Below are 24798 nucleotides of genomic sequence, written 5' to 3' on the forward strand. Positions count from 1 at the left end.
GGAGGCCAAACATTTCAGCGGAGGAAATCTTGGCGGCAATCCCACCTATCTGCGATTTCGGCTGGCAAGCCATCGATGCCGTTTTGCCCGGCGTCGACGGCAAATCGCATTCGATCTTCAGCCACGCCGGCCTGAACGGGCTGGTGGTGGCCTTCATCTGCAACCACTGCCCTTATGTGAAGGCGGTGATTTCACGCATCGTCCGCGATGCCAACGACCTCAAGCCCGAAGGCATCGGCTTTGTCGCGATCAATTCCAACGATGCCGACGCCTATCCCGATGACTCCTTCGACAACATGAAGCTCTTCGCCAAGGCGAACGGCTTCACTTTCCCCTACCTCCACGACGACCGCCAGACGGTGGCGCGTGCTTATGGAGCCGTTTGCACTCCGGATTTCTTCGGGCTCAACGGCGACTTGACGCTGCAATATCGCGGCCGGCTGGACGCGGCTCGACGCGACGCCAGACCGCCCGGGCTGAGGCGCGACCTGTTCGAGGCGATGAAGCAAATTGCCCGAACCGGCGACGGGCCGCTCGACCAGGTCGCTTCGATCGGCTGCTCGATCAAGTGGAAGGACGCCGCATGAACGTCGGCATGGGTAGGCCGTTTCGATCGTCGAAGGCGATCCTGTTCGACCTCGACGGCACGCTGGTCGATTCGGCGCCTGATATAACGGCCGCAGTCAACGAATTGCTGGCCGGCCGCGATCTGCCGCCACTGCGCCTGGATCAGGTCAAGGCGATGATCGGCGGCGGCGTCAGGAAACTGGTCGAGCGAGCCTTCGCGGCTTCCGGTACGCCGCTCCTCGGCAGCGCGCTTGACGAGGCCAACCGCGCCATGACGCCGATCTACCGCAGCCATCTCACCGGCCTGACGACGCTGATGCCTGGCGTCAGGGAGGTTCTCACTCACTTCCACTTGAGCGGAATAGCCATGGGCGTGGTGACCAACAAGCCGCAGTTGGCGGCTCGCGAAATCCTGCTGCATTTTGGGCTGACGGAACACCTTGGCGCGATCGTTGGCGGAGACGCGGTGACATACCTGAAACCGGCGCCCGACGCTCTGCTGCTGGCGCTCAACCAGCTTCAGGTCGAACCTCGTGACGCGCTGATGGTCGGAGACAGCAGCGCCGACGTGGCTGCCGCGCGCGCCGCCGGCATGCCCGTCATTCTGCTGCGTGGCGGCTACACCCAAATTCCGGTTGAAGAGCTTGGCGCCGATCTCGTTTGCGACAACCTGTTCGAACTGCCTTCCGCGATGCAGAGGCTGCAAGACGCCGCCTGACCGACGCCAACCACCAGGGCGGGCGCCGGCCGACGCAGTTTCGAACGGCCGGCGAAGTCGGGTTACTTCCGGGGAAAAACCGGGTTATTTGGAGAATTGCTTCAGATAGGCGATGACGTTGGCGAGATCCTCGTCCTTCTTGAGGCCGGGAAACGCCATCTTCGTACCCTTGATCATGGCCTTCGGGTCGCGAAGATAGGCTGTCAGCGTGGCCTCGTCCCATTTGACGCCGGATTTACCCGCCTCGGTCATGGGCTTGGAGTATTTGAACCCCGGATGCGTGCCAGCCGTCCGGCCGATAACGCCGCTCAACGACGGACCGATCTTGTTCTTGTCCTCGTCGACGACGTGGCAGGCCTTGCATTTGGCGAAGACCTTCTCACCCGCGGCGGCATCCTGTGCCTGAGATTGGCTCGTGATAGACGTCGCAACGGACACGACGGCGAAAAACGCGATTGCACGCATGGCATTTCCTCATTGATCGTCAAGGTGCCCTGGACGATTTGCGCATGCCTTTGTTTGATCATCGACATGCGTCGTTTATGGCAGAGCGAAAACTTCTCCCTTGTGGAGTTGCGACGCCTGCATCTTGGAAGCTACCCGGCAGATGAGGGATGTCAACCATGCAGCGGTTCGCACAGGCAATCGCTTCAGAAAAAGGGGGCGAGTCCAAGTCGTATTGGCGATTGTCGACGTCGGCGCTGCCCCTCATCCGCCTGCCGGCACCTTCTCCCCGTATAGTGACGGGGCGAAGGGGGCTGGCCGCAACGTCGGCGCCCTTTCTGCAACGCTGGAGATTGGCGAAATCCTTTGCGAAGGCGTCCTTCTCCCCGTCACTATACGGGGAGAAGTGCCCGGCAGGGCGATGAGGGGCAGCGCAAACGGAAGCGATTCCCTTGCAACCAGGGGTAGTTTCAACTTGACAGATGACGGCAGCTATGCTACCAGAATGTCTATGGTGCTGATTGCGCCAATGACCCGCCCCCGAGGCGGGTTTTTTGTTTCAGGTATCGGCGACGTCCCCCGAAGTTCAGAGCGCGCTCGGTTCCGGCGCCCCTATCCATTCGACTTTGTTGACGGCCATCGGGCGAACGCGTAGCCTCAACCATTCCGGTTTTCCATGGGCACCTCGGGACTCCGGCAGTTGGCGATTTTTGTCCAGGCTCGCAGATCGGGCCGGATCTCGTCAAAGCGGGCGTCTTTAAGCGCGCAAGAGGTGCTGAATGGATATGGTCGACCTCATATTGACGGTTTGCCTGATTGCCAATCCTGGCAACTGCCGAGACGAACATCTCTATTTCGAGAGCCGCGGCTCTCTCGTCCAATGTATGGTCTTGGCGCCCAGCGAAATCGCGAAATGGTCGCAGGAACACCCGACCCTCAAGGTCAAGCGCTGGAAATGCGCTTTCCCGAACAAGGACCGTGCGATCTGATCGGCGCCCCGGCCTCCCCGGGAGGAGACATCACCATGATTTCGCGTCGAGGAACGCTCCGTCTGGCAGCTCTTGGAACGGCCGCAGCGCTTGTCTCAAAACCCTCCTTCGCCACGAGCAAGGTTCGCATCGGCGTGCTGAAGTTCGGCACCGTAAGTTGGGCGCTTGACACCATGAAGCACCACAAGTTCGACACAGCCAATGGCATCGATCTGGAGGTCATCGATTTCGCCGGCGAGGATGCAACCAACGTCGCGATGCTGGCCGGCGCGATCGACATGATCGTCTCCGACTGGCTGTGGGTCTCGCGCCAGCGCTCGGAAGGCGTCGGCCTCACATTGGTCCCCTATTCGACCGCCGTCGGGGCGATCATGGTGAAGGAGCAACCGCCGATCCGGACGATCGCCGATCTCAAGGGAAACAAGATCGGCGTCGCCGGCGGGCCTCTCGATAAAAGCTGGCTGCTGATCCAGGCGCTGGCCAGGCGCGATCACGGCCTCGACCTGCCGGCAACCAGCGACATCGTCTTTGGCGCGCCGCCGCTGATTTCGGAAAAGGCGATGCAAGGCGAACTCGATGCGGTGCTCAATTTCTGGCATTTTTGCGCCCGCCTCGAGGCCAACGGTTTTCGTCGGCTGATCGGCGCCGATGATGCGGCGAAAGCGCTCGGGGCCTCGGGCGCCGTGTCGGCGCTCGGCTATGTCTTTCATGACAAATGGGCGAACGAAAATCCGGCCGCTATCAGGGGCTTTATCAAGGCTTCGGCGCAGTCCAAGGACTTGCTGGCCAGATCCGACGATGAGTGGCTGCGCCTTGCGCCGATTATCCGCGCTCAAGGCAAGGAATTGGCCAAACTGCGCGACCGCTATCGCGAGGGCATTCCCAGACGCCCCGTCGCCGAGGATGCGGCCGACGCGGGCAAGCTCTACCGCGTGCTGGCCGAGATCGGCGGTGAAAAGCTGGTCGGCCGCGCGCCCGAGATGGCGCCCGGCACGTTCTGGCAGGAGCTGCCGAAATGAGCGCACCTGACACCGGCGATCGCCCGCCTGACGCTGCGGCCGACATCTCCAGCCAATCCGGCCTTGCGGAGGCGCTGACGCCAGTGCTGACGATCGCGGTCTCTCTGCTCGGGCTTTGCCTGCTGTGGGGCTTTGCGGCCAATGCCTGGCCGAGCCGTGCCTTTCCAGGGCCGGGACAGGTCTGGCAGTTGCTGCTCGCAGAGGCGGCGAACGGCGACCTTTTCTACCATCTCGGCGCGACACTCGGCCGGGTTGCAGCGGCATATGTCATCGCGATGATTGTTGGCTCGGTCATCGGCGTTCTCCTCGGCAGCCACCGCAGCGCAGACCGGTTCTTCAGCCCCTGGCTGATCCTGTTTCTCAACATTCCCGCGCTGGTCGTCATCGTCCTCGCCTACATCTGGTTCGGCCTCAACGAGGCGGCGGCGATTGGCGCGGTTGCCGTCAACAAGATCCCCAATGTTGTGGTGACAATGCGGGAAGGCGCCAGGGCGCTTGATCCGAGTTACGCCGAAATGGCCGCCGTCTACCGCTTCGGGCTCCTCGATCGCATTCGCCACGTCCTGCTGCCGCAATTGCAGCCCTATCTTGCCGCCGCCTCACGATCCGGTATCGCCCTCATCTGGAAGATCGTCCTGGTGGTCGAACTGCTCGGCCGCTCCAATGGTGTCGGCTTCCAGATCTATCTTTATTTCCAGCTTTTCGACGTCGCCGCCATTCTTGCCTATACGCTGGCTTTCGTGGCGGTGATGCTTGTCATCGAACTCCTTCTGGTGCAGCCCGTTGAACGACATGCAACCCGTTGGCGCCGTCGTCCCGCTTAGGGTCGACATCGCCGAAAAGACCTTCAGGTCCGCGCAAGGCGTCTCGATCACGGCGCTCCAGGATCTTTCCTTCGAGGTCCGGCAAGGCGAATTCGCCTGCTTGCTGGGGCCGTCGGGCTGCGGCAAGACCACAACGCTGCGCATCCTGCTTGGGTTGGACAACTACTTTTCCGGCTCCTTCCAACTGCCTGAAGGCGGCTCCAACCGGATCGCCGCCGTATTCCAGGAGCCGATCTTGCTGCCGTGGCGGACGGTGGAGCAGAATGTCAGGCTGGCGCTGCCGAAAAGCCTGAGAACGAAGAACCTCGACGGGCTGTTCGACACTCTCGGCCTCACCGGGATGCGCTCGCTCTATCCGGCGGAGCTCTCGCTCGGGCTTGCGCGCAGGGCAGCACTTGCCAGGGCGTTCGCCACCGAACCGGCGGTGCTTTTCCTGGACGAACCCTTCGCCTCGCTCGACGAACGGACCGCCGAGCGGCTTCGGCACCTGCTTTTGACCGTGTGGTCGGCGCGGCCTACGACCGCCCTGATGGTAACGCACAATCTGCGCGAGGCGCTGATGCTGTCCGACCGAATCATCGTGCTCGCGCAGCGGCCAGCCCATGTGCTCGGCATGTTCGACGTAAGGCTGCCGCGGCACTATCGCAATCCACAGGTGATGAGCGATCTTCTGCGGTCGTTCCACCAAAAATTTCCGGGCGTGGCCTGATCGCCTTGCAATTCGGAATGCATATCGGGGGAAGCCGTGCCGATCGATAGGACAAGACGCAACCTTGTGAACGGCTTCGCCTGCACCGCGGTCAGCGCCGCGATGCTGCCCTGTTGCCTCGGGCGGGCCGCTCTCGCCGCTGCCGGCGGGCTTGAATTCAAGCTCAGGAAAATCGCCGACGGCGTCTTCGCTTTCCGGGGCGTCGATGAATTGATGAGCGCGGCAAACCAAGGCGCGATCTCGAACCTGGGCGTCGTCGTCGGCACCGACGCCGTTGCCGTCATCGACAGCGGCGGCAGCCTGATCGAGGCGAACGCCCTCATCGCCGCGATCGGCAAAATGAGCGCCAAGCCGGTTCGCTACCTGATCAACACCCACATGCACCCCGACCACATCTTCGGCAATGCGGCATTCCGGGAGATCGGCGCCACCATTGTCGGCCATCGCAATCTGCCGCGCGCGCTCGAGGCACGCGGCGCGTTCTACCTGCAAAGCTTCCGCGAACAGATCGGCGACGCGCTCATGAAACGGATCGAGATCATACCGCCGACGATGCTGGTCGATGATCGCCTGCAGCTTGACCTCGGCGGGCGCGTGCTCGAATTGCAGGCATGGAAGGCGGCTCACACCGACAACGACCTGACCGTCTTCGACAGCGCGAGCGGCACGCTGTTTGCCGGCGATCTCGTTTTCATAGGTTCCTTGCCGACGCTTGACGGATCGCTGCTCGGCTGGCTTCGCCAGATGGATGCGCTCGCCGCGATCGGCGCCGTGCGCGCCGTTCCGGGTCATGGCCCGGTGCCGGCCGACTGGCCGGAGGCGCTGACCGCGGAGCGGCGCTATTTCGAGGTTCTGGCGCGCGATATTCGCAAGGCGATCGTCGACGGGACGCCGCTCAGCGAGGCAGTCAGGACCGCTGGTGCAAGCGAACGGGGCAAATGGCATCTGTTCGACGACTACAACGAGCGCAATGCCACGGCCGCCTTTGCCGAACTCGAATGGGAATAGATCACACCGACAAGCGTTCGACGGGATGAAGTGGATCGATTTGCCAAGGCATCGTCAAAGGCTTATCCTCGACATCGGCCTGGGCACCACCTCTCTGACATTGGTGGAGGCATCGAAATGCAAAACCACGCTTACCGGAGCCGGCAGCTCGCGTTGCCGCTCGCAGCCATCTTCGCCGCGATCATCCTGGCCGTCGGCACGCTCTTTGGCTCCTCCGGAGCCGCCCACGCGCAGCAGACAACCGCATCATCGGACAGGATCTGGCAGGATTTGAAAGGCGACGTGTTCGGCGATCGGGCAATTCTGGTCGATACCGGCGTCGTCCGGGTCGAGGCGCCGAAGCGGGCGCAGGACGCCGCCATCGTACCCGTCGACATCTATATCGACCCCGCCAAGGCACCCGACGGCATCAAGTCCGTCACCTTGATCATCGACGTCAATCCGGCACCGGTGGCGGCGACGTTCCAGATCGGCAAGGACGCCGGCGTGACCCATCTGTCGACGCGCGTGCGCGTCAACGACTATTCCTATTTGCGCGCCATAGCAGAGACGCAGGGCGGCGAACTTCACATGGCTCAGACCTTCGTCAAGGCGTCAGGCGGATGCTCCGCCCCGGCAGTCAAGAACCAGGACGAGGCGATGGCGACGATGGGGCAGATGAAGCTGCGCCAATTCCCGCCGCAAGAGACGATGACAAAGGCGCAGGAATTGCAGCTGATGATCCGGCACCCGAACAATTCGGGCCTGCAGCGCAACCCGCTGACCCAGTATTTTATCCCCGCGCATTTCGTTCAGAAACTGTCGATCTCGCAAGCGGACCGGCCGATCCTCTCGATGGAAGGTGGAATATCGATTTCGGAAGACCCCAATTTCCGGTTCGATTTCACCGCGCACGGCACTGGCGACATCCAGGTCGAAGCGATCGATACGGATGGCAAGATATTTCGCAGTCAATGGCCATTGGAGGCTACCGGACTCTGAAGCCTCGAAACCGCATACGGCCGTTGTCCCGCCGCCGTCGGCGCTCTTACCAGGGCACGGTCTAAAAGCAGCGCACGTCGGCTTCCGCCTGCGCGCGTTTCAGTTCCGTGCCTGCGGCTTTTGCCGGCGCGCTTTCGCGAAACAGTCCCGAACGCTCCCCTGTCGTCAGGGACATGCTCTTGAAGGTCTCGGCCCTTTCATAATCCTCGAACGGAAGGATCGAGGCGATGACGTCGATCGAGCAGGAACAGTTCTCCAGCGCCTGACGTGTCTGGCCATTCGTCTGCATGCAGCCGAGCACATAGTCGACAATCGTCGCCGTCGGATAATCTCCGGTGGCGCCGGCCGGATTGGCGAAGGCCAGGGCCGATGCAAGCAACAGCGGCAAGGTCGAAAAGCCGACATATCTGAGCATGGGGAACCCTCCGATTGGCGCGGACGTGATAGATCGAGCCCGATGGGTCGAGACGGGATCACCGCACCAGTTGGCCTCGTACCACCACGCCAGTCAAGTTCTCATGCTCACCGTATAGTACCAAAGGAGCAGGGCCGCACCGGCCGGCAAAAAGCCTCCCCGACAGCACGATTATCCCTTCCGAATCCCGGTGCTGACCTTCATTTCATGTCTCCTTCACTATCGGCACCCGGAGCGACGCGCGCATACTTAATGTCACTCGATCCAATGAATATTATTAAATAAAAATCAATAAATTCCGCCCAAAAAATACGCAAAATTGGGGAACTTATATAAATCCCGCCTCGTTCACAGTCGATCAATAGCTTTCTGTATGGGTCTTTTCATATCTATTTCTCTATATTGCAGTGCAACATAGACGGAAGTGATTTTTCTTGCCATCCGCCTGGGGATGACATAGCTTCATCCTGTTTCCGGCTTCAAGGGCGTCACCGTCATTAGGGAGCGGCGACAGTCTTTCGTAGGCCAAGTGGGATGGGCAGTAACGGTGCCCTCTGCTCATTCGGCTTAGGTCGTGACACGCTGCCGGAAATACTTCCCCCATATGAATCGCTTGGGCAAGCCCTCGTGGGCTCAACGGACGATTCGTTCATTGTGAACCCTGGGAGGACTTTGATGCGTGTACTTGCGAAAACTGCCTACCTACTGACGACCGCGGCGCTCATGTCGTTCGGCGCGGTCCACATGACGTCGGCCAATGAAGAACTGATGAAAATGGCCGAAAACCCCAAGGACTGGGTGATGCAGACGGGTGACTACGCCAACACCCGCTTTTCCAAGCTTAACCAGATCACCAAGGACAATGTGAAGAACCTGCAGGTCAAGTGGAGCTTCTCCACTGGCGTGTTGCGCGGCCATGAAGGCGGCCCGCTGATCATCGGCGACGTGATGTATGTCCACGCGCCGTTCCCGAACACTGTCTATGCTCTCGATCTCAACAATGACGGAAAGATCCTCTGGAAATACGAGCCCAAGCAAGACCCCAATGTCATTGGAATCATGTGCTGCGACACGGTCAATCGTGGCGTCGCCTATGGTGACGGCAAGATCATTCTAAACCAGGCCGACACCACCGTAGTGGCGCTCGATGCCAAGACCGGCAAGGTCGTCTGGTCAGTCAAAAACGGCGAGCAGACCGACGGCGGAAAGGGCGAATCCGGTACGTCAGCGCCCGTGGTCGTCAAGGATAAGGTGCTCGTCGGCGTCTCCGGCGCTGAATTCGGCGTTCGCGGCTGGCTCGCCGCCTACAATCTGGCAGACGGCAAGCTCGCCTGGAAAGCCTATTCGGAAGGTCCGGACGCAGACACCCTGATCGATCCCGAAAAGACTACCCATCTCGGCAAACCTGTCGGAAAGGATTCCGGCACGAACACCTGGGAAGGCGAACAGTGGAAGACAGGCGGCGGCACGACATGGGGATGGTATTCCTATGATCCCAAGCTGAACCTGGTTTACTATGGTACCGGCAATCCCTCGACATGGAACCCGGTCCAGCGCCCAGGCGACAATCGCTGGTCGATGACGATCATGGCTCGCGATGCGGATACTGGTGTTGCCAAATGGCTCTACCAGATGACCCCGCATGACGAATGGGACTTTGACGGCATCAACGAGATGATTCTCGTCGATGGCATGGAGGTCAACGGCGCCAAGCGCGACGTGCTGGTGCATTTCGACCGCAATGGCTTTGCCTACACCATGGATCGCGCCAATGGCGAACTTCTCGTCGCCAAGAAATACGATCCGGCAGTGAACTGGGCGACGGAAGTCAACATGGACCCCAGCAGCGACCAGTATGGCCGCCCGCAGGTCGTGGCCAAATATTCGACCCAGCAGAACGGCGAAGACACCAACACGACGGGCATCTGCCCGGCGGCGCTTGGAACCAAGGACCAGCAACCGGCCGCCTATTCGCCGAAGACCGGCCTGTTCTACGTGCCGACAAACCATGTCTGCATGGACTATGAGCCTTATAAGGTGAGCTACACTGCCGGTCAGCCTTACGTGGGCGCCACCGTGTCGATGTATCCTCCCCCTGGAGCCGATCACATGGGCAACTTCATTGCCTGGGATGCTGCCAAGGGCGAGATCGTCTGGTCGAAGCCCGAGAAGTTCTCGGTGTGGTCGGGCGCGCTGGCAACCGACGGCGACGTCGTCTTCTACGGCACGCTCGAGGGCTACATCAAGGCGGTCGATCATGACGGTAATGAACTCTACAAGTTCAAGACCCCGTCCGGCATCATCGGCAACATCACGGCCTACGAGCATGGCGGCAAGCAGTACATCGCCGTTCTGTCCGGCGTCGGTGGATGGGCCGGTATCGGTCTGGCAGGTGGACTGCTTTCGCCCGAAAACGCCGCTGCCTGGCACGGCGCCGTCGATCAGGGCCGTGCGCAAGGCGACGAGACCGCGGTCGTTGGGACTGCTGGTCTGGGAGCGGTCGGTGGCTACGCAGCACTTGCCGACTACACGACGCTGGGCGGCCAGCTCACCGTCTTCGGTCTCCCGGACTGATACGCGGGAACCTTAGGCACGCCTCGGGTCTTGTAAAAAGACCAAGGCTTGAAAAGCGAGAGCCCGGATCACCGGGAAGCCAGGACCGGGCTCTCGATTTTGCCGCGCACCGAAAACATCGATCAATGCCGCTTCACGACAGCAAACCCGTGTCCGTGGCAAATGAAGGAAGAGTCTGAATGTCCGTTCGCATTGTAATTGCCGCTCTCGCTCTGGCTCTGCTGCCTCTGGCAGGCTCAAGTTTCGCGCAGGCCTCGGACAGCGCGGAAAAAGCCAAGGCAGTGACGGAAGAGGACGGCAAGCATTTGGATGCGGAGGGAAATCCGACCTACAAGATCGAAAACGGAACCGTCGATTGGTATACGTTCAGCGGTTACCGCCGGTATCACTCCGATTGCCATGTTTGTCACGGACCGGACGGCACAGGTTCGAGCTATGCGCCGGCCCTGGTCAACAGCCTGAAAACCATGGATTACGCCACGTTCCTCTCGATCGTCGCCGAAGGCCGCAAGAATGTCGGCGGCGGCAAGGAGAATGTCATGCCCGCTTTTGGCGACAACAAGAACGTCTATTGCTACATGGATGATCTCTACGTCTATCTGCGTGCCCGCGCCGACGGTGCGGCGCCACGCGGCAGGCCGCCGAAGAAAGCAGACAAGCCACAGGCAGCGAAGGATGCCGAAGCATCCTGTATGGGTGGATGATATGATTGGCCGTGATGCGTTGAAGCTGCGCTTTGTCCTACCGATGCTCGGCGCACTCGCCTTGCTGCCTTCGAACGTTCAGGCGCAGGACGCCGGGCTTGGTGCCGCGGGAGAACTGGTCGACCCAGACATTCTGCGCGTCTGCGCCGATCCTTCGAACATGCCCTTCACCGACGAGAGCGGCGAAGGCTTCGAAAACAGGCTGGCCGAACTGGTTGCCGCGAAAACCGGTCGGAAGTCCGTCGCCTATACATGGTTTCCTGTTGTCGCTGGCTTCGTGCGCAACACGCTGGCGGCCAACCGATGCGACATCATCATGGGTTACGCTCAGGGCGATGAACTGGTGCAGAACACCAACGCCTACTATCGCTCCTCCTATGTGCTGGTGCACCCGAAGGGCAACGGCATGGAAGGCGTCGAGACGATCGAGGATCCGAAACTCACCGGCAAGAAGATCGGTGTCGTCGAAAGCACGCCGCCGACTGCCAACATGGCCGCCAACAAGCTCCTGCGAACGGCAAAGATCTATCCGCTGGCGGTGGATACGCGCCTCACCCCTTCCATGGGCGAGGTCATGATCAAGGACATGCTCGCCGGCAAGATCGACGCGGCTGTCATGTGGGGACCGATGGCAGGCTACTATGCCAAGGCACTCGGCGCCGATCTCACGATCGTTCCGCTGGTGAAGGAAAAAACCGGCTCGCGCATGTCCTACCGCATCACAATGGGCGTGCGTCCATCCGACCAGGAATGGAAGCGGACGCTCAACCGGGTGATCAGGGAAAACCAGGCGGAGATCAACAGGATCCTGCTGGACTACAATGTGCCGCTGATCGACGAACACGATAATCCGATCACGCAATGACGATACCTGTATGAAGGGAAAGGAGACGATTTTGTTGGTCGCTGCGGGCTTTCTGGGTCTGACCGAACCGATGTGGGCTGGCGATGTCGCCGAGCCCGGCGGCTACCGGATGGACGACTATCGGGCGCCGGTGCCGCAGACGCTGCAGGGCGCGAAGGTGGTGACGACGGCAGAAGCGGAGGCGCTGTGGCGGGGGAAGAAGGCGGTGTTCTTCGACGTCATGCCGTACACGCCGAAGCCGGCCAATTTGCCGGCAGGAACGATTTGGAGAGAGACGATCAGAAAGGATATCCCAGGCAGCACTTGGCTGGCCAATGTCGGTTACGGCGCTATTTCCGAGGAGACCGCTAGTTATTTTCGCCAAGGCCTCGCGGCCGAAGCCGGTCCCGACAAGTCGCGTGCGATTCTGTTCTATTGCATGACGAATTGCTGGATGTCCTGGAATGCCGCGAAACGGGCCGTCGAATGGGGCTACAGCTCGGTGATCTGGTATCCGCCCGGCGCCGATGGATGGGGAGGTGCGAACCTTCCGCTGGAGGAGAAGGAGCCTTACGTGATCAGCAATTGAAGCATGAGCATTGTTATTTTCGATCGTCTTGTTTTTTGACTTTTCAGAACCTACCGTTTCATTTGTCCATTTTGAGAGCTGATGGACGAGCCATTGCAATGGTGCCCAGCAATGGTTGACTGAGAAAAGAATCGGCCCCTTCGGGCTGGTATAAGAGGAGAAATGCCATGAAGAAGAGCTGGACAAAACCGACCATGTGCCAGGTTGCTGCGGGCTTCGAAATTTCGCGGTATCTGCCTGCTGAAATTCCTCCCAAGAAGTAGGCCGCAGAGGTGCGTGTCCCTGGCAACGGGGGCACGCACTGCCTTGCCGCGCGAGGTCTTCGGGAAAGGCTTTGGCGCGTTCAATGCGGGCGCGAAGCCATTCGCGGTCGAAAACTTGCTGCTGGTTGAACAAGCCGCAGAGCGGGCATTGCAATGCGCTTGAAAATCATCGGCTCGGCGGCAGGCGGTGGCTTTCCGCAATGGAATTGCAACTATCGCCTGAGCCGCGCGGCTCGCACCGGGATGGCTGGCGTGCATTCGCGAACCCAATCAAGCATCGCCGCGTCAGTGGATGGGGCCGGCTGGGTGCTCTTCAACGCCTCGCCCGATATTCGCCAGCAGATTGCGCAAACGCCTGAATTGCAGCCCGCGCCTGATGCGCCGCTGCGTTCGACGCCTGTCCGTGCGGTGGTGCTGACCAATGCCGATGTCGATCATGTCGCCGGCCTGCTCAGCCTGCGTGAGCGGCAGCCCTTCGCTCTCTATGCGACGACACAGGTTCTGGCGACGCTGGAGGCGAATTCGATTTTCAATGTTCTCGATCCGGCCCTCGTGCCGCGACGCAGCTTGCCGCCGGCGGAAGAACTGGCGATCTGCGATGCAGACGGCCACGACACCGGCGTGACTGTGGAGAGCTTTCCCGTGCCCGGAAAGATAGCCCTCTATCTCGAGGAAAGAAGCCAGCCGGATGCCAATTTCAGCTCCGAGTCGGGCGACACGATCGGCGTCCGCATCACTGGTGCCGGCAGTCGCGGCTCCGTCTTCTATATCCCGGGCTGCGCGCGCATCGATGCGACCCTGCGCACGCGTCTAACCGATGCCGCGTGTGTCCTGTTCGATGGCACGGTCTACACGGACGACGAGATGATTGCTGCCGGCGTCGGCCAAAAAACCGGTGCGCGCATGGGGCATCTGGCAATGTCGGGAGACGCGGGTTCGATCGCCGGCTTGGCCGATGTGAGGATCGGCCGCCGTGTCTTCGTCCACATCAACAACACCAACCCTGTTCTGGACGAGAATTCCGGCGAACACGCAGCGGTCAAAGCGGCTGGCTGGGAAGTCGCCCGCGACGGGATGGAGATGGAATTTTGAGTGATTTCCACGACGTAGCCAGGAACGGCCTGTCCTCCAGCGAGCTCGAAGCCGTGCTGCGTCAGGTCGGTGCCGAGCGCTATCATAACCGCCATCCTTTCCATCACAGGATGACCAGCGGTGCGCTGTCGAGGACCGAGATGCAGGCCTGGGCGCTGAACCGCTACTGCTACCAGGCTGTCATTCCGCGCAAGGATGCCATGATCCTCGCTCATGCCGAGGATCCGGCGTTTCGCGCCGCCTGGCGCAAACGCATCGAGGACCATGACGGCGAAGACGGCTGGAGCGGCGGTATTGCGCGCTGGCTGCATCTGGCAACCTCGCTCGGTCTCGATGCCGATGCCGTGAAAAGCGAAAGGCTGGCACTGCCGGCGACACGTTTCGCGGTCGGCGCCTACCTCTCCTTTTGCACGAACCGGACGCTGTTCGAGGCGGTTGCCTCGTCGCTGACCGAGATGTTCTCGCCGCTCATTATCGGCGAGCGGGTCCCGGCCATGCTGGCTAAATACGATTACATCACCGAGGATACGCTGGCCTATTTCAGCCGGCGGCCCGAACAGGCCTCGCGCGACGCCGACTTCGCCCTCGCCTACGTGCTCGGCCATGCCGACACGGCGGAACGCCAGCAGCAGGCGATCGATGCATTGGTGTTCAAATGCGATATACTGTGGGCCATGCTCGACGCGCTTCAACACGCCTATGGCGAGCCGGGAAACATACCGCCCGGTGCCTTCCGTCCGGAGACAGCCCGATGATGGCGCTGCGCGAGAGAGCCCTGGTGTCGCCGCGGTCGGTGCCGTCGCTGCCGAAGCACGTGCGCATACAGTACGACCCCGTGCGGCAGGCGTTCGCCGTGCTTTCGCCGGAAAAGGTATTTTGGCCGAACGACATCAGCCTCGATATATTGCGCCGCTGCGATGGACGGTCCACGGTCGGCCACATCATTGCCGGCCTTGCCGCGGATTATGACGCCGAACAGGAGGCCGTGGCGGCCGACGTCGTCGCTTTTCTGCAGGAATGGTCGGACAAGCTGCTGGTGAAGCTATGAGCGAGCCCCTTCTCCCTCCGATCGGCATGCTGGCGGAACTGACGCATCGCTGCCCGCTGCAATGCCCTTATTGCTCCAATCCGCTTGAATTGCTGAAGGCCAATCGCGAACTCGATACACAGACCTGGCTCGACCTGTTCTCGCAGGCGGCCGACCTCGGCGTTCTCCAGGTGCATCTGTCCGGTGGTGAACCGACGCTGCGCCGCGACCTCGAGCAATTGATAGCCGGGCTTTCGGCGCGCGGCGTCTACACCAACCTGATCACCGCCGGCGTCGGCATTGCCGAAGGCCGCATCGAGGCGTTTGCCGAAGCCGGGCTCGACCATCTGCAACTGAGCTTTCAAGGCGCACGGCCGGCGACCACCGACCGCATCGGCAACCACAAAGGCGGCCACGAAAAGAAGCTGGAGACGGCACGCCGCGCTCGCGCGGCCGGCCTGCCGCTGACCATCAACGCGCCGATCCATCGCCACAATATCGAGGAAGTGCCAGAATTCATCGACCTGGCCCTTTCGCTGGGCGCGGAGCGGCTCGAGATCGCCAACGTGCAGTATGCCGGCTGGGCGCTGACCAATCGCGATCAACTGATGCCCGAGCGTGCTGCGGTCGACCGGCAGGCGGAGATCGTCGCGGCGGCACGCGAACGGCTCATCGGCATCATGAACATCGATTTCGTCACGCCGGATTATTTCGCCATCTATCCCAAGCCGTGCATGGGCGGCTGGGCGCGCGACGCGTTCATGGTGGCGCCGGACGGTACCGTGCTGCCGTGCCATGCCGCACAGACCATCCCGTCGCTCAGCTTTGAGCGTTTCGGACCGCGCAGCCTGGCCGAGATCTGGACCGATTCGCCGGCATTCAACGCCTTTCGCGGCACCGACTGGATGCAGCAGCCCTGTCGCAGCTGCGAACGGCGTGAGATCGACTGGGGCGGCTGCCGCTGCCAGGCGATGGCGATCGCCGGCGATGCCGCCGCGACGGACCCAGCTTGCGCGAAATCGCCGATCCATGCGCGCATGGCCTTGCTGATCGACGAAGCCCAGCGTGCTGCGGCAGTTCCTTCGCGCGACGAACAATTCGTCTTCCGGCGGATCGGCGTCGTCACCGAGCCCGCCTGACGCGTTGTTCTATTCCCCGGTCTCGCACTCGCGCACCGCGTCGGCGAATGCCAGTGCGTCGCGATTGACGGCAACGTTGTGCACGCGAAAGATCGAAGCGCCCTTCAGCCGCAGGATGACGCTGGTCGCCGCCGTGCCGACGTCTCGCGCCTCGTCAGTTCCGCCGACCAGGTGACGGGCAAGGCGCTTGCGTGACGTGCCGACCAGCAATGGAAAACCGAGAGCGCGCAATTCACCGAAGCGAGCCATAAGCTCAAGGTTTTCCTCTCCCTCCTTGGCGAAGGCGAAGCCCGGGTCGAGCACAATCCGGTCGTTCGGGATGCCGGCGTCGCGCGCGATCTCCAGCGATCTGTTCAGGAACAGGAACTGATCGGCGATCACATCCGCCAGTTTTTCACGGTCGCGCCCGGTGTGCATGATGACGAGGCCGGCGCCGGTTTCCGCCGCGACATGGGCGATGTCGGGTTCGCGCTGCAGGCCATGCACGTCGTTGACGATATGTGCGCCCGCCGCGACCGCCAGGCGCGCCGTCTCGGCCCGATAGGTGTCGACCGAAACCAGGCTGTCGCCGTCGGACGACAGCGCCTCGATCAGCGGCAGGATGCGCGATTGTTCCTCGCGCGCCGAAACGGCGCCGGCGCCGGGCCGGGTGGACTCGCCGCCGACGTCGATGATCGCCGCGCCCTCGCCGATCATGCGCCGCGCCTGCTGGAGCGCCCGCTCCGGCCGAGCGAATTCTCCCCCGTCGGAAAAACTGTCCGGCATAACGTTCAAAATCCCCATCAGCAACGATTTCGCGCCAAGATCGAGATGCCGTCCATGAGCAAGCTGCCAGCGCGTCATGCATCAACCTCCCGTCATGTTAATGCATGTCGCGCAAAAGTGTGCAGCGGTTTTGCGATAACGACATGCGTAAAAACAACAACCTAAAGCGCGTCGCATGAGGCTGGTCAAACGCGCCGCGCTTTAGAAGCCATTCGCGACACGATTGTCACTCACACGAGTCCGGTTTCCCCATCTACCTATGCCTCGTGAAACAAACGGAGCGTTGCAATGACCAAGGAAACGACCAGCTTTATCTACACCACCTATATTGTCTCGACACCGGGAAAGGTGTTCGAGGCCATAACCAAGCCGGACCTCGCACGGCGCTACTGGGGCCACGAGAACGTCTCCGACTGGAAGCCCGGTTCGAGCTGGGAGCATATCCGCGCCAATGATGAACGGACCGTCGAACTCGTCGGCAAGGTCGTCGAGGTCTCGCCGCCGACCCGTCTCGTCATCACCTGGGCAAACGCTTCGCAGGCGCCCGATCCGGCGAGCTACAGCCGGGTGACCTTCGAGCTCGAGGAATACGAGGCCATGGTCCGGCTGACCGTCACCCATGACGAACTCGAAGCCGGCAGCGGGATGGCGAACGGCATCAAGCGCGGTTGGCCGATCGTCCTCTCCAGCCTGAAATCCTTCCTCGAAACGGGTCAGGCGATCGATGTCTTCGCCAAGCCGCGCGCGTCCGAACTGGCGGCCTGAATCCGGGAACTAGGAGCCGAGCAGATGAGCACTCTCTACACCGGCGGATGCGCGTGCGGCGCGGTCCGGTACGAGGCAAAGGCAACCCCCATCTTCGAGAACCACTGCCAATGCCGCGATTGCCAGAAAAGAAGCGGCACCGGTCACGAATCCTATCTGACATTTCCGTCGCGGGCAGACGTGAAGATCACCGGCACGGCGACGGACTGGCGAATTGCAGGTGACAGCGGCAACGATAACATCCATTCCTTCTGCCCGGTCTGCGGAACGCCGGTCTACCTGACGTTCGCCGCCATGCCGGACCCGATCGCGGTCTATGCCGGAAGTCTCGACGATCCGCGCCTGTTCAATCCGACCGTTGTGACCTACGGTAGCCGCGCCCTCCCTTGGGACAAGATCGATCCCGCGCTGAAGACATTCGAGAAGATGCCGCCAGGCTAACCGGCCCGGCGTCATAGCCGACGCGCACCACGACATTCCGGCTCCCGCCTTCCGCCCAGCTCAGTCCGTGAACACAACGGGTGTAAGCGGTTTGCGGCTGATCGACAGGGAGAAAATATCCGGCCGAGAATAGTGCCCCGAGACGTCGAGCGACCGCCGGGCGCGGCCGACCGCCTCCAGATCAACGTCCGCGAAAAGGATTCCCTTGTCACGGTTTAGCGGTCCGGCCGCGATTGCGCCGCCTGGCTTCACGACAACAGCGTCGCCGTCGTTGATCCACTCTTCAGCCTTGAACAGTCGGTCGCGATCGGGAAAGTCGGCCGGCAGATCGCTGCCCTGCATTGCCGTCGCGGTTCCGATTACCCAACATCCGCCCTCGCGGGCGATGTGACGCAATGTGGCGAGGCAGAGTTCACCATTATCCCACGTGGGATTGACGAGAATGTCGATGTTCTGGGCGTAGAGAGCGTACCGCGCAAGCGGCATATAGCTTTCCCAGCAGATCAGGCACCCCAGACGGCCGACCGGCGTGTCGACAACTCTGAGGCCGCTCGCGTCGCCCGTCCCCCAGACCATGCGCTCGGGGTTGGTCGGCATCAACTTGCGATGTCGGTTCAGGAGCATGCCATCCGGTCCAATCACGACCACGGTGTTAAACAGCGTTGTGCCCGAGAATCGGCTATCGATCTCGTTCAGGCCGACGACAATCGTCACCGCACGCTGGCTGGCGGCCTGCTGCAGAGGCTCAAGATCATCTCGCTCGATGTCGACGGCGTTCCTGCTCAGCCTGGCGTGAAGCTCGCTTGACAACGCCATATCCGTGCCGGGCTTCAGCCGCCAGACCCACGTCGGATATCCGGGTATCCAGGCTTCAGGGAAGATCACCAGGGTGGCGCCGGCATCGGCGGCTTCGTTGATCGCCTCGACGGCTCTGGCGATGGTCGCCTCGCGATCGAGAAAGACCGGCGGCTTCTGAACGACGGCAATCTTCGCAGGCATGGCGGTTTCCTCTACTCCCGATGCATGTTCCCACTACACTTCAGGTGCAATGGTTTTCTTGTGAGCACTTCTGTCGGTGTGCCGTGACACGAAGACATAGCCGCCGGCTTTCAGCGACGGCAGCGGCTTCTGCAATCGCCAATGCGATGGCGGATGCGAATAATCTCATGTCCAGTCCCCCCAGCCTCGGCACCCTAGTCGGACATCCCGGTATCCATGCTTAGGGAAAGACGACCAGTGTGGCGCCACATTCGCGGCTTCGATCGCTTTGTTGATGGTGGCTTCGCGGCGACAATGATCTCGCAGGGATCGCCATTGATCGCGGGTCGCCTTCCCGTATTGGGCACGATTGAATGGTTTCGCCGCTGTTGTCGTTGTCATCGGCCGGTTCCTCAAGACTGTTTCGCGAGACCGTGTTCACAGCTAAACTTTGCCGACAATCGTGGAAGCGCCCGTTGAAACCGGCGTGGGATCATCTCGAGGCAACAGCAGGCAGGCCAGCAATGCAACGTCCTATCCCGCTCCGGGTACGTCTGCTCGGCGAGCTCCAGCTTGTCGGCGCCGACGGGAAGGCTCTTGCTTTGCCCGCCTCCCGCAAGACGCGCGCGCTTCTTGGCTACCTTATTGCCACCGGCCAGGTGCACCGACGTGAACGGCTCTGCGACCTGTTCTGGGACGGACCGGACGATCCGCGAGCCGAGTTGCGCTGGAGCCTCAGCAAGATCCGCGCGGTGCTCGGCGACGGCAGCAGAGCTCGGCTCGTGGCGGATCGTGAGCGGGTCGGCATCGAGCTTGGCGATGCCCTGGTCGACCATGCGGTCGTGCGCTCGCTTGCCCGAAGCAGCGTCTCCGCCGCGACCACCGAGGTGCTGACTGAGACTGTGGCGCTGTTTGGAGGCGAGTTCCTCGACGGGCTCGATCTGCCGCTCTGCTACCGCTACCAGGAATGGTGCATAGCGGAGCGGGAGGCGATGAGCCAGCTCCGGTTCAGGGTTCTCGCCGCGCTTATTGAGCGACTGGAAGACGTCCCGACGGATGCCCTGCCCTATGCCTACGCATTTGTTGCGGCCGACCCGCTATCCGAAGCCGGTCATGCTGCGGTGGTCCGGATGCTTGGGAAGATGGGCCGGACCGCCGACGCACTCGTTCATTACGAGCGGGCGCATCGCATATTCGAAGCCGAGCTCGGCGCGCCGCCAGGCGAGGAACTGAAGGCGGCGAGGCAGGCGCTACGACCGAGCCCAATCGCAGGTGCCCGAGCCGCACCTTCTGGTGCAGCCAGGGGAGTCCTGGATGGCGCTCCGCGGCCTGCGGCTTCCGGGCCCATGGTTGGGCGCGACACCGAGCGCACAACCATCGATCATCTCGTAGGGATGGCAGCCGACACCCGCCCGGATGTCATCCTCGTGACTGGGGAGCCAGGCATCGGCAAGAGCCACATGCTAGGCTATTTCAGCGAACGAATGGTCGCTGCCGGCGGGCGCGCTTTCAGGGCGCGCGCATTCGAAGCCGAAACGGCACGATCCTATGGCATCTGGATCGATCTCCTGCGCTCGGTCCAGCGGGAGCGACCGGGTAACAGATTGCCTTCGCTTCTCGGCCCGCTGCTCCCCGAACTTGGAGGCGGCGAAGGCGGGCTCGGGGATCGCACTCAGCTGTTCGACACCATTGTCGACGTGCTTCACGGGCTCGCCTCCGAGGCGCCGATGGGCATTGCCCTCGACGACGTCCAATGGATCGACGACGCGTCCGCGTCGCTGCTTCACTACGTTGCTCGCCGTCCGGAGGCAGCCCCCGGTCTTCTCATCGCCTGCGCAGCCCGTTCTGGAGAAGTCGCAGACAATATCGCAGTGTCGCGGGTGCTGCGCTCGCTCGCCCGCGATGGCCGATTGACGGAGATCGAGCTCGATACGTTGAGCGCCGAGCACACGGCAGAGCTCGTCCGGCGGCTCGACCCGGCTCTGGACGCAGCTCAAATCATCGCCGCGAGTGATGGCAATCCGCTGTTCGCGCTTGAACTTGCCCGCGCTCACCTGCGCGGAGATCCCGGCCCCGGCAGTACCGTGAAAGCCCTGATAGAAGGACAACTGGCTGGGCTGACCGACCAGGTGCGCGAAACGCTCATGTGGGCTGCAGCGCATGGCCGCACCTTCACGCCGGAGGATCTGGCGCGCTTGACGCCATTTGATGCTGCCGGGCTTCTGATGGCACTGGGGGAGCTTGAGCGGCGCGGGCTGGTGCGGCCGGCAGGCGGCGACGCTTATGACTTCACCCACGACCTCGTCCGGCAAGTCACCTACCGCAGCTTATCCCATCCCAGGCGCAAGCTGTTGCACCGACATATCGCGCGCGCTCTTCGACCGGCGGCGGAGCGCGGCGGTGACGCTGCGGCCGATCTCGTTCATCACGCTGTGCTCGCTGAGGATGACGAGATGGCCGCACGAGCTTGCATCGTGGCGGGCGAGCGGGCCCTTCGGCTCTTCGCCAATGCCGAGGCCGCCGGCTTGGCCGAGCGAGGGCTGCGGCATGTCGAGCGGCTGCCGGAGGCGCCGGAGAAGCTGGTTTCCCGGATTGCCCTGCTCAAGATCCGCGTTCTTGCGGCGACTGGTCCCGGATTGCGGTCACTTCCTCCCATCGAAGAGGCGATCGCTGACGCGACCATCGCGGCGGAGGAACAGGGGCTGCAGGCTGCCGCGGCGACAGGGCACTATCTGCTTTCCATTCTCCATCAGCAGGCCGGACAAATAGAGCGGGCCGAGGCAAGCACGCTTCGTGCGGCCGAGATCGGGCGCAACGCTGACCGTAAAATCCAGGCGCATCAGCTCGCCAACACGGCTCGCTGCCTTCTCGAACTGGAGACAGAGGTTGCTCGCGCGCGCGAATTGGTCGCGGAGGCCGGCGATATCGCGCAGTCCCTTGGAATCGAGTTGTGCGAACTGCATTGGGCCAGCGGGCTGTTGGAACGATGGGACGGTCGGCAGGATCAAGCGGCCGTCTATCTTGCTCGCACTCTTGCCCTGGCGCGCCGAAGCGAAGACCGCTGGCGCGAGTACAAATGCCTGACTTGGCTGGCGACGCTTCATTTCGAAATGGGACGATATGCCGACATGCGCGCCCGCTGCGAGGAGCTACGGTCGGTTGCCGCACGGATTGGGGAGGAGACGCCTTTCGTCGATGCCCTGCAGGCGCTTACCGCCCTCATGACGGCGGATGATGCAGCCGACGAGGCGCTGGAGAGCGCCTTGGCGCGGCTTCGTGCTGCTGACGATAAGTCTTACCTGGCTTACGCCCTCAACAGCGCGGCGAATTTCCACTGTTGTGCCGGCCGAATGGAGCAGGTCCGACTCCACGCCAGTGAGGCACTAACAGTCGCCTCCAAGATCCGCCGGCGCTGCGAGATCGCCATTGCGAGGGCCCTGCTCAGCGCGGCCGCGAACAGTTCTTCGACACCGGAAATCGACGACGATTGGCCGGCATCGATCGAGCTTGAGGATTTCAGCGCGAGGGCGCGAGCAGCTTTGCGCCATTCTGCCGAACTGGCGCGCAGCGTTCCAATGGCTGCACCCACGCCAGGCCTTCAGACTTGAACGAGCCATTGAACAGGAGAACATCATGCCTCACATAATCGTCGAGCGGACTTTTGAAGCCCCGTTCACCCAGCAGGAACTCGACGCAGTGGAGGCGCGGATGGCGCCGTGCCTCGACCTCTACGATGTCCGCTGGATCCGTAGTTACTGGTCATCCGACCGGCTGCGAATGATCTGCGAATACGAAGCCGCTGATATCGCCAGCGTTCGGAACGTCCAGCACGAGGCTGAAGCCAAGTTTGAGCGGGCCTGGGCTGCCGATGTGCTGGGCGAGCCGTGAAATCCCACCCGCCAGGCTGATACGGGTGAAAGTTGCAAGCCGTTGGATGCTCGCGACCGCCGACAAATTCCGCCATCCGCTCCGCCGCATCGCGCACGGCGTGCCGGAGCGGACCGCGTGCGACACCGAGAGGACTTCAGACCTTCGCTCGTGCTTCCGTATCAGGGCAGTTCGATGGGCCCGAAATCCACCGGGCCGCGCAGCGCCGTTTCGTCTCGGTTCTGCTCGCGCGATAGAAGCAGCGGCTAGCGATTGAGCAGCATGGAATCGCCGAATTCATGCGTGCGGTATCGGTACGTGGTGAAGGCTGCGGAGGCCTTGGCGAGCAGAGCATCGTCGGCAAAGGCACGCAGGAGCTCGAAATGGCTTTCGCCGGGCTGGTGGACGCCTGTGAGAATCGCATCGACCACGTGAAGCCGCGTGCCCCGCGCGATGCGTCCTGTCGCAATGGCATTTTCGGCACGCACATTCCCGCCGGGATTGGCGGCCGCCTCAAGCGCGCGCACCACGCTCGTGCCGATCGCGATGATGCGGCCGCCGCGCAGCTTCGCCCGCGCAACCTGCGCCGCGGTGCGCTCAGGGATGTGGTACGGCTCGTCGAAAGGGAGGCGCAGGTCGAGCGCGGGATCGCCGGTGGAGGAAACGCCCGCGGCATGCGTGACTGTTGCGAAGCCGACGCCGCGCCGACGCCAGGCTTGGAGCGTGCGCCAGTCGAGTGCAAAGCCTGCCGATGGCGCCTCGAACGCGACCGGCGCGGCGGCAATCTTCGTCCAGACATCCCACAGGGCCAGCGGTTCGGGAACATGCGCGTATTGGATCGGCCGGCCGTGCCGCGCCAGGCCTGCAAGCACCGCTGCGCGGTTGCCTGTGAAGCCCAGCTCGAGGAGGCGAGGATGGTCGAGAAGGCGCTCTATGACGGCTTCAAGCGAACCGAGCCGGAGGCGATCGCCTGGCGACAGCGGCGGCGGAGGCAGCCGGTCTTCCGTGCGCGTGCGGTGATCGCCCGCGCCGAAGGCAATTGCCACGAAGCGGGTTGGATTGGGAAGTGACAGCCAGCCTGCCAGGCGGACCTCGATCGCTTCGTCACCGGGGACATGCGTGCCGCGCAAGCTGGCGGGCAAGGTCGCGGCGTCATTGGCGACGACCAGATCGCCGGGATCGAATAGCGTCGCGAGTACAACGCGCGGCAGGTCGCGCATCGCGCCGTCTGCCTCGACGACGAACAGCCTTGCGGAGCGCCGATCGGGATGGTCCGCGGCAATCATCCGCGTGCCCCGGCGAGAATCGTTGTGCTGACCGGCAACGCGTCGAGCATCTTTTCGATGATCTCGGCAGCAGCCACTTCGGGGCGCTTCAAGGTGGCCGGATCGGCGTCAGGAAGCGCCAGCGCGTGCAGCGGTGTGTCCATATCGCCGGGGTCGAGCGCGAGGAGCCGGATGCCGTCGGCTTTTGCCTCCTCGTCCCAAATCGCCGTCAGATGGGCAAGAGCGGCCTTGCTCGCGCCATACGCGCCCCAGCCGGGATAGGCGTTCACGGCCGCGTCGCTGGAGATGTTGATCACCAGCGCGCCACGGCCCCCGCGTGCGGACGCGGCAAGCGCACCGAACAGCGCTTTCGTCAGCCGGAACGCGCCGACGAGATTGACCGCGAGCGCTTTTTCCAGCTCCTCGCACTCGGTATCGGCAAGCAGCGCCAGCGGGACAGGGCCGAGGCTCGACGCATTGTTGATCAGGACGTCGAGCCCGCCGAGGCTGGCAGTGACCTGCAACGCGATCGGGTAGATGTCCTCCTTGTTGCCGATGTCGCCGACAATGCCGTGCGCGCCCGTCTCGTCAGCGATGCGTTCGACGTTCGCAGTGGTGCGTGCGACGAAGGCGACGGACGCACCCTGCTCGGCAAGCTGCCGCACAAGCGCCAGTCCGAGGCCGGCCGTGCCGCCCGTGACCGCCACGCGAAGTCCCTGAAGATCAATATTCGTCTGCATTGCCAGTGCTCCTTCAGATCTGTCTGCCCTTGCTACAAGTTCAAGTTAACTTGAAGTCAAGCGGGAATCGT

At 62.4% G+C, this 24798-nt stretch carries 27 protein-coding genes; 21 read left to right on the top strand and 6 right to left on the bottom strand.

Annotated elements, in window-relative coordinates; translation table 11 throughout:
• The first annotated feature begins 29 nt into the window (after nucleotides 1–29).
• Nucleotides 30–587, top strand: a complete 558-nt coding sequence (locus tag NKH36_RS11445) for a thioredoxin family protein (RefSeq protein ID WP_352961931.1) — start codon at nucleotides 30–32, stop codon at nucleotides 585–587.
• On the top strand, nucleotides 584–1285 hold the full coding sequence (gph, locus tag NKH36_RS11450) for a phosphoglycolate phosphatase (protein WP_352961935.1): 702 nt from the start codon (nucleotides 584–586) through the stop codon (nucleotides 1283–1285). The genes NKH36_RS11445 and gph overlap by 4 nt, the downstream gene beginning before the upstream one ends.
• Before the next feature lie 84 nt (nucleotides 1286–1369).
• Here gph and NKH36_RS11455 read toward each other — a convergent pair whose 3' ends face one another.
• Nucleotides 1370–1750, bottom strand: coding sequence for a c-type cytochrome (locus NKH36_RS11455; RefSeq protein ID WP_352961937.1), 381 nt, complete (start codon nucleotides 1748–1750; stop codon nucleotides 1370–1372).
• Between the two features lie 758 nt (nucleotides 1751–2508).
• Here NKH36_RS11455 and NKH36_RS11460 point away from each other — a divergent pair.
• The 6 genes from NKH36_RS11460 (at nucleotide 2509) to NKH36_RS11485 (ending at nucleotide 7259) form a co-directional block, all read left to right on the top strand.
• Nucleotides 2509–2718, top strand: a complete 210-nt coding sequence (locus NKH36_RS11460; RefSeq protein ID WP_352961940.1) for a hypothetical protein — start codon at nucleotides 2509–2511, stop codon at nucleotides 2716–2718.
• 35 nt (nucleotides 2719–2753) lie between these two features.
• A complete protein-coding gene (locus tag NKH36_RS11465) occupies nucleotides 2754–3737 on the top strand; it encodes an ABC transporter substrate-binding protein (RefSeq protein ID WP_352961943.1) in 984 nt (327 codons plus the stop codon).
• Complete coding sequence (locus tag NKH36_RS11470) at nucleotides 3734–4561, top strand: ABC transporter permease (RefSeq protein WP_352961946.1); 828 nt, start codon at nucleotides 3734–3736, stop codon at nucleotides 4559–4561. Before NKH36_RS11465 ends, NKH36_RS11470 begins: the two co-directional genes overlap by 4 nt.
• Nucleotides 4530–5270, top strand: a complete 741-nt coding sequence (locus NKH36_RS11475) for an ABC transporter ATP-binding protein (RefSeq protein ID WP_352962089.1) — start codon at nucleotides 4530–4532, stop codon at nucleotides 5268–5270. The genes NKH36_RS11470 and NKH36_RS11475 overlap by 32 nt, the downstream gene beginning before the upstream one ends.
• Before the next feature lie 36 nt (nucleotides 5271–5306).
• Complete coding sequence (locus NKH36_RS11480) at nucleotides 5307–6278, top strand: quinoprotein relay system zinc metallohydrolase 2 (protein ID WP_352961949.1); 972 nt, start codon at nucleotides 5307–5309, stop codon at nucleotides 6276–6278.
• A gap of 117 nt (nucleotides 6279–6395) precedes the next feature.
• Entirely contained in the window at nucleotides 6396–7259 is an 864-nt protein-coding gene (locus tag NKH36_RS11485) for a quinoprotein dehydrogenase-associated SoxYZ-like carrier (protein ID WP_352961952.1), read from the top strand.
• 61 nt (nucleotides 7260–7320) lie between these two features.
• On the opposite strand, the gene NKH36_RS11490 is transcribed toward NKH36_RS11485, so the two are convergent.
• Nucleotides 7321–7674: a hypothetical protein gene (locus tag NKH36_RS11490; RefSeq protein ID WP_352961955.1), complete on the bottom strand. Its 354-nt coding sequence runs from the start codon at nucleotides 7672–7674 to the stop codon at nucleotides 7321–7323.
• Nucleotides 7675–8349: 675 nt separating this feature from the next.
• Between NKH36_RS11490 and NKH36_RS11495 the strand changes: the two genes are divergently transcribed.
• The 9 genes from NKH36_RS11495 (at nucleotide 8350) to pqqE (ending at nucleotide 15906) form a co-directional block, all read left to right on the top strand.
• Entirely contained in the window at nucleotides 8350–10248 is a 1899-nt protein-coding gene (locus NKH36_RS11495) for a methanol/ethanol family PQQ-dependent dehydrogenase (RefSeq protein WP_352961958.1), read from the top strand.
• 179 nt (nucleotides 10249–10427) lie between these two features.
• Nucleotides 10428–10952, top strand: a complete 525-nt coding sequence (locus NKH36_RS11500; protein ID WP_352961961.1) for a c-type cytochrome, methanol metabolism-related — start codon at nucleotides 10428–10430, stop codon at nucleotides 10950–10952.
• Nucleotide 10953: 1 nt separating this feature from the next.
• Nucleotides 10954–11817 (top strand): quinoprotein dehydrogenase-associated putative ABC transporter substrate-binding protein, encoded by an 864-nt coding sequence (locus tag NKH36_RS11505; RefSeq protein WP_352961964.1) that lies wholly within the window; start codon nucleotides 10954–10956, stop codon nucleotides 11815–11817.
• Nucleotides 11818–11827: 10 nt separating this feature from the next.
• Entirely contained in the window at nucleotides 11828–12385 is a 558-nt protein-coding gene (locus NKH36_RS11510; protein WP_352961966.1) for a PQQ-dependent catabolism-associated CXXCW motif protein, read from the top strand.
• A gap of 167 nt (nucleotides 12386–12552) precedes the next feature.
• A complete protein-coding gene (locus tag NKH36_RS11515; protein ID WP_101954564.1) occupies nucleotides 12553–12648 on the top strand; it encodes a pyrroloquinoline quinone precursor peptide PqqA in 96 nt (31 codons plus the stop codon).
• 153 nt (nucleotides 12649–12801) lie between these two features.
• Nucleotides 12802–13740: a pyrroloquinoline quinone biosynthesis protein PqqB gene (gene pqqB, locus NKH36_RS11520; protein WP_352961970.1), complete on the top strand. Its 939-nt coding sequence runs from the start codon at nucleotides 12802–12804 to the stop codon at nucleotides 13738–13740.
• Complete coding sequence (gene pqqC, locus NKH36_RS11525; RefSeq protein ID WP_352961973.1) at nucleotides 13737–14495, top strand: pyrroloquinoline-quinone synthase PqqC; 759 nt, start codon at nucleotides 13737–13739, stop codon at nucleotides 14493–14495. The genes pqqB and pqqC overlap by 4 nt, the downstream gene beginning before the upstream one ends.
• On the top strand, nucleotides 14492–14788 hold the full coding sequence (gene pqqD / locus NKH36_RS11530; RefSeq protein ID WP_352961976.1) for a pyrroloquinoline quinone biosynthesis peptide chaperone PqqD: 297 nt from the start codon (nucleotides 14492–14494) through the stop codon (nucleotides 14786–14788). The genes pqqC and pqqD overlap by 4 nt, the downstream gene beginning before the upstream one ends.
• Nucleotides 14785–15906, top strand: coding sequence for a pyrroloquinoline quinone biosynthesis protein PqqE (pqqE, locus tag NKH36_RS11535; RefSeq protein ID WP_352961979.1), 1122 nt, complete (start codon nucleotides 14785–14787; stop codon nucleotides 15904–15906). The genes pqqD and pqqE overlap by 4 nt, the downstream gene beginning before the upstream one ends.
• Before the next feature lie 9 nt (nucleotides 15907–15915).
• Here pqqE and folP read toward each other — a convergent pair whose 3' ends face one another.
• Nucleotides 15916–16749 carry a dihydropteroate synthase gene (gene folP / locus NKH36_RS11540; protein ID WP_352961982.1) on the bottom strand — a complete coding sequence of 278 codons (834 nt, stop codon included), beginning with the start codon at nucleotides 16747–16749 and terminating at the stop codon, nucleotides 15916–15918.
• 210 nt (nucleotides 16750–16959) lie between these two features.
• On the opposite strand from folP, the gene NKH36_RS11545 reads away from it, so the two are divergent.
• Both NKH36_RS11545 and NKH36_RS11550 read left to right on the top strand, forming a co-directional pair.
• Nucleotides 16960–17436 (top strand): SRPBCC family protein, encoded by a 477-nt coding sequence (locus NKH36_RS11545; protein WP_352961985.1) that lies wholly within the window; start codon nucleotides 16960–16962, stop codon nucleotides 17434–17436.
• Between the two features lie 24 nt (nucleotides 17437–17460).
• Nucleotides 17461–17877, top strand: coding sequence for a GFA family protein (locus NKH36_RS11550; protein WP_352961988.1), 417 nt, complete (start codon nucleotides 17461–17463; stop codon nucleotides 17875–17877).
• 60 nt (nucleotides 17878–17937) lie between these two features.
• Here NKH36_RS11550 and NKH36_RS11555 read toward each other — a convergent pair whose 3' ends face one another.
• Complete coding sequence (locus NKH36_RS11555) at nucleotides 17938–18876, bottom strand: carbon-nitrogen hydrolase family protein (protein ID WP_352961990.1); 939 nt, start codon at nucleotides 18874–18876, stop codon at nucleotides 17938–17940.
• Nucleotides 18877–19379: 503 nt separating this feature from the next.
• On the opposite strand from NKH36_RS11555, the gene NKH36_RS11560 reads away from it, so the two are divergent.
• On the top strand, nucleotides 19380–22463 hold the full coding sequence (locus NKH36_RS11560; RefSeq protein ID WP_352961993.1) for an ATP-binding protein: 3084 nt from the start codon (nucleotides 19380–19382) through the stop codon (nucleotides 22461–22463).
• A 25-nt stretch (nucleotides 22464–22488) separates the two neighbouring features.
• Entirely contained in the window at nucleotides 22489–22743 is a 255-nt protein-coding gene (locus NKH36_RS11565; protein WP_352961995.1) for a nickel-binding protein, read from the top strand.
• A 245-nt stretch (nucleotides 22744–22988) separates the two neighbouring features.
• Here the strand turns inward: NKH36_RS11565 and NKH36_RS11570 are convergent, their stop codons facing one another.
• The gene (locus tag NKH36_RS11570; protein ID WP_352961998.1) at nucleotides 22989–24008 is read right to left on the bottom strand and encodes an S-adenosylmethionine:tRNA ribosyltransferase-isomerase; all 1020 of its coding nucleotides are present in this window, start codon (nucleotides 24006–24008) and stop codon (nucleotides 22989–22991) included.
• Entirely contained in the window at nucleotides 24005–24694 is a 690-nt protein-coding gene (locus NKH36_RS11575) for an SDR family NAD(P)-dependent oxidoreductase (RefSeq protein ID WP_352962001.1), read from the bottom strand. The genes NKH36_RS11570 and NKH36_RS11575 overlap by 4 nt, the downstream gene beginning before the upstream one ends.
• Between the last annotated feature and the right edge of the window lie 104 nt (nucleotides 24695–24798).

The sequence above is a fragment of the Mesorhizobium sp. M1312 genome, from assembly GCF_040318115.1.
Taxonomy (GTDB): domain Bacteria; phylum Pseudomonadota; class Alphaproteobacteria; order Rhizobiales; family Rhizobiaceae; genus Mesorhizobium.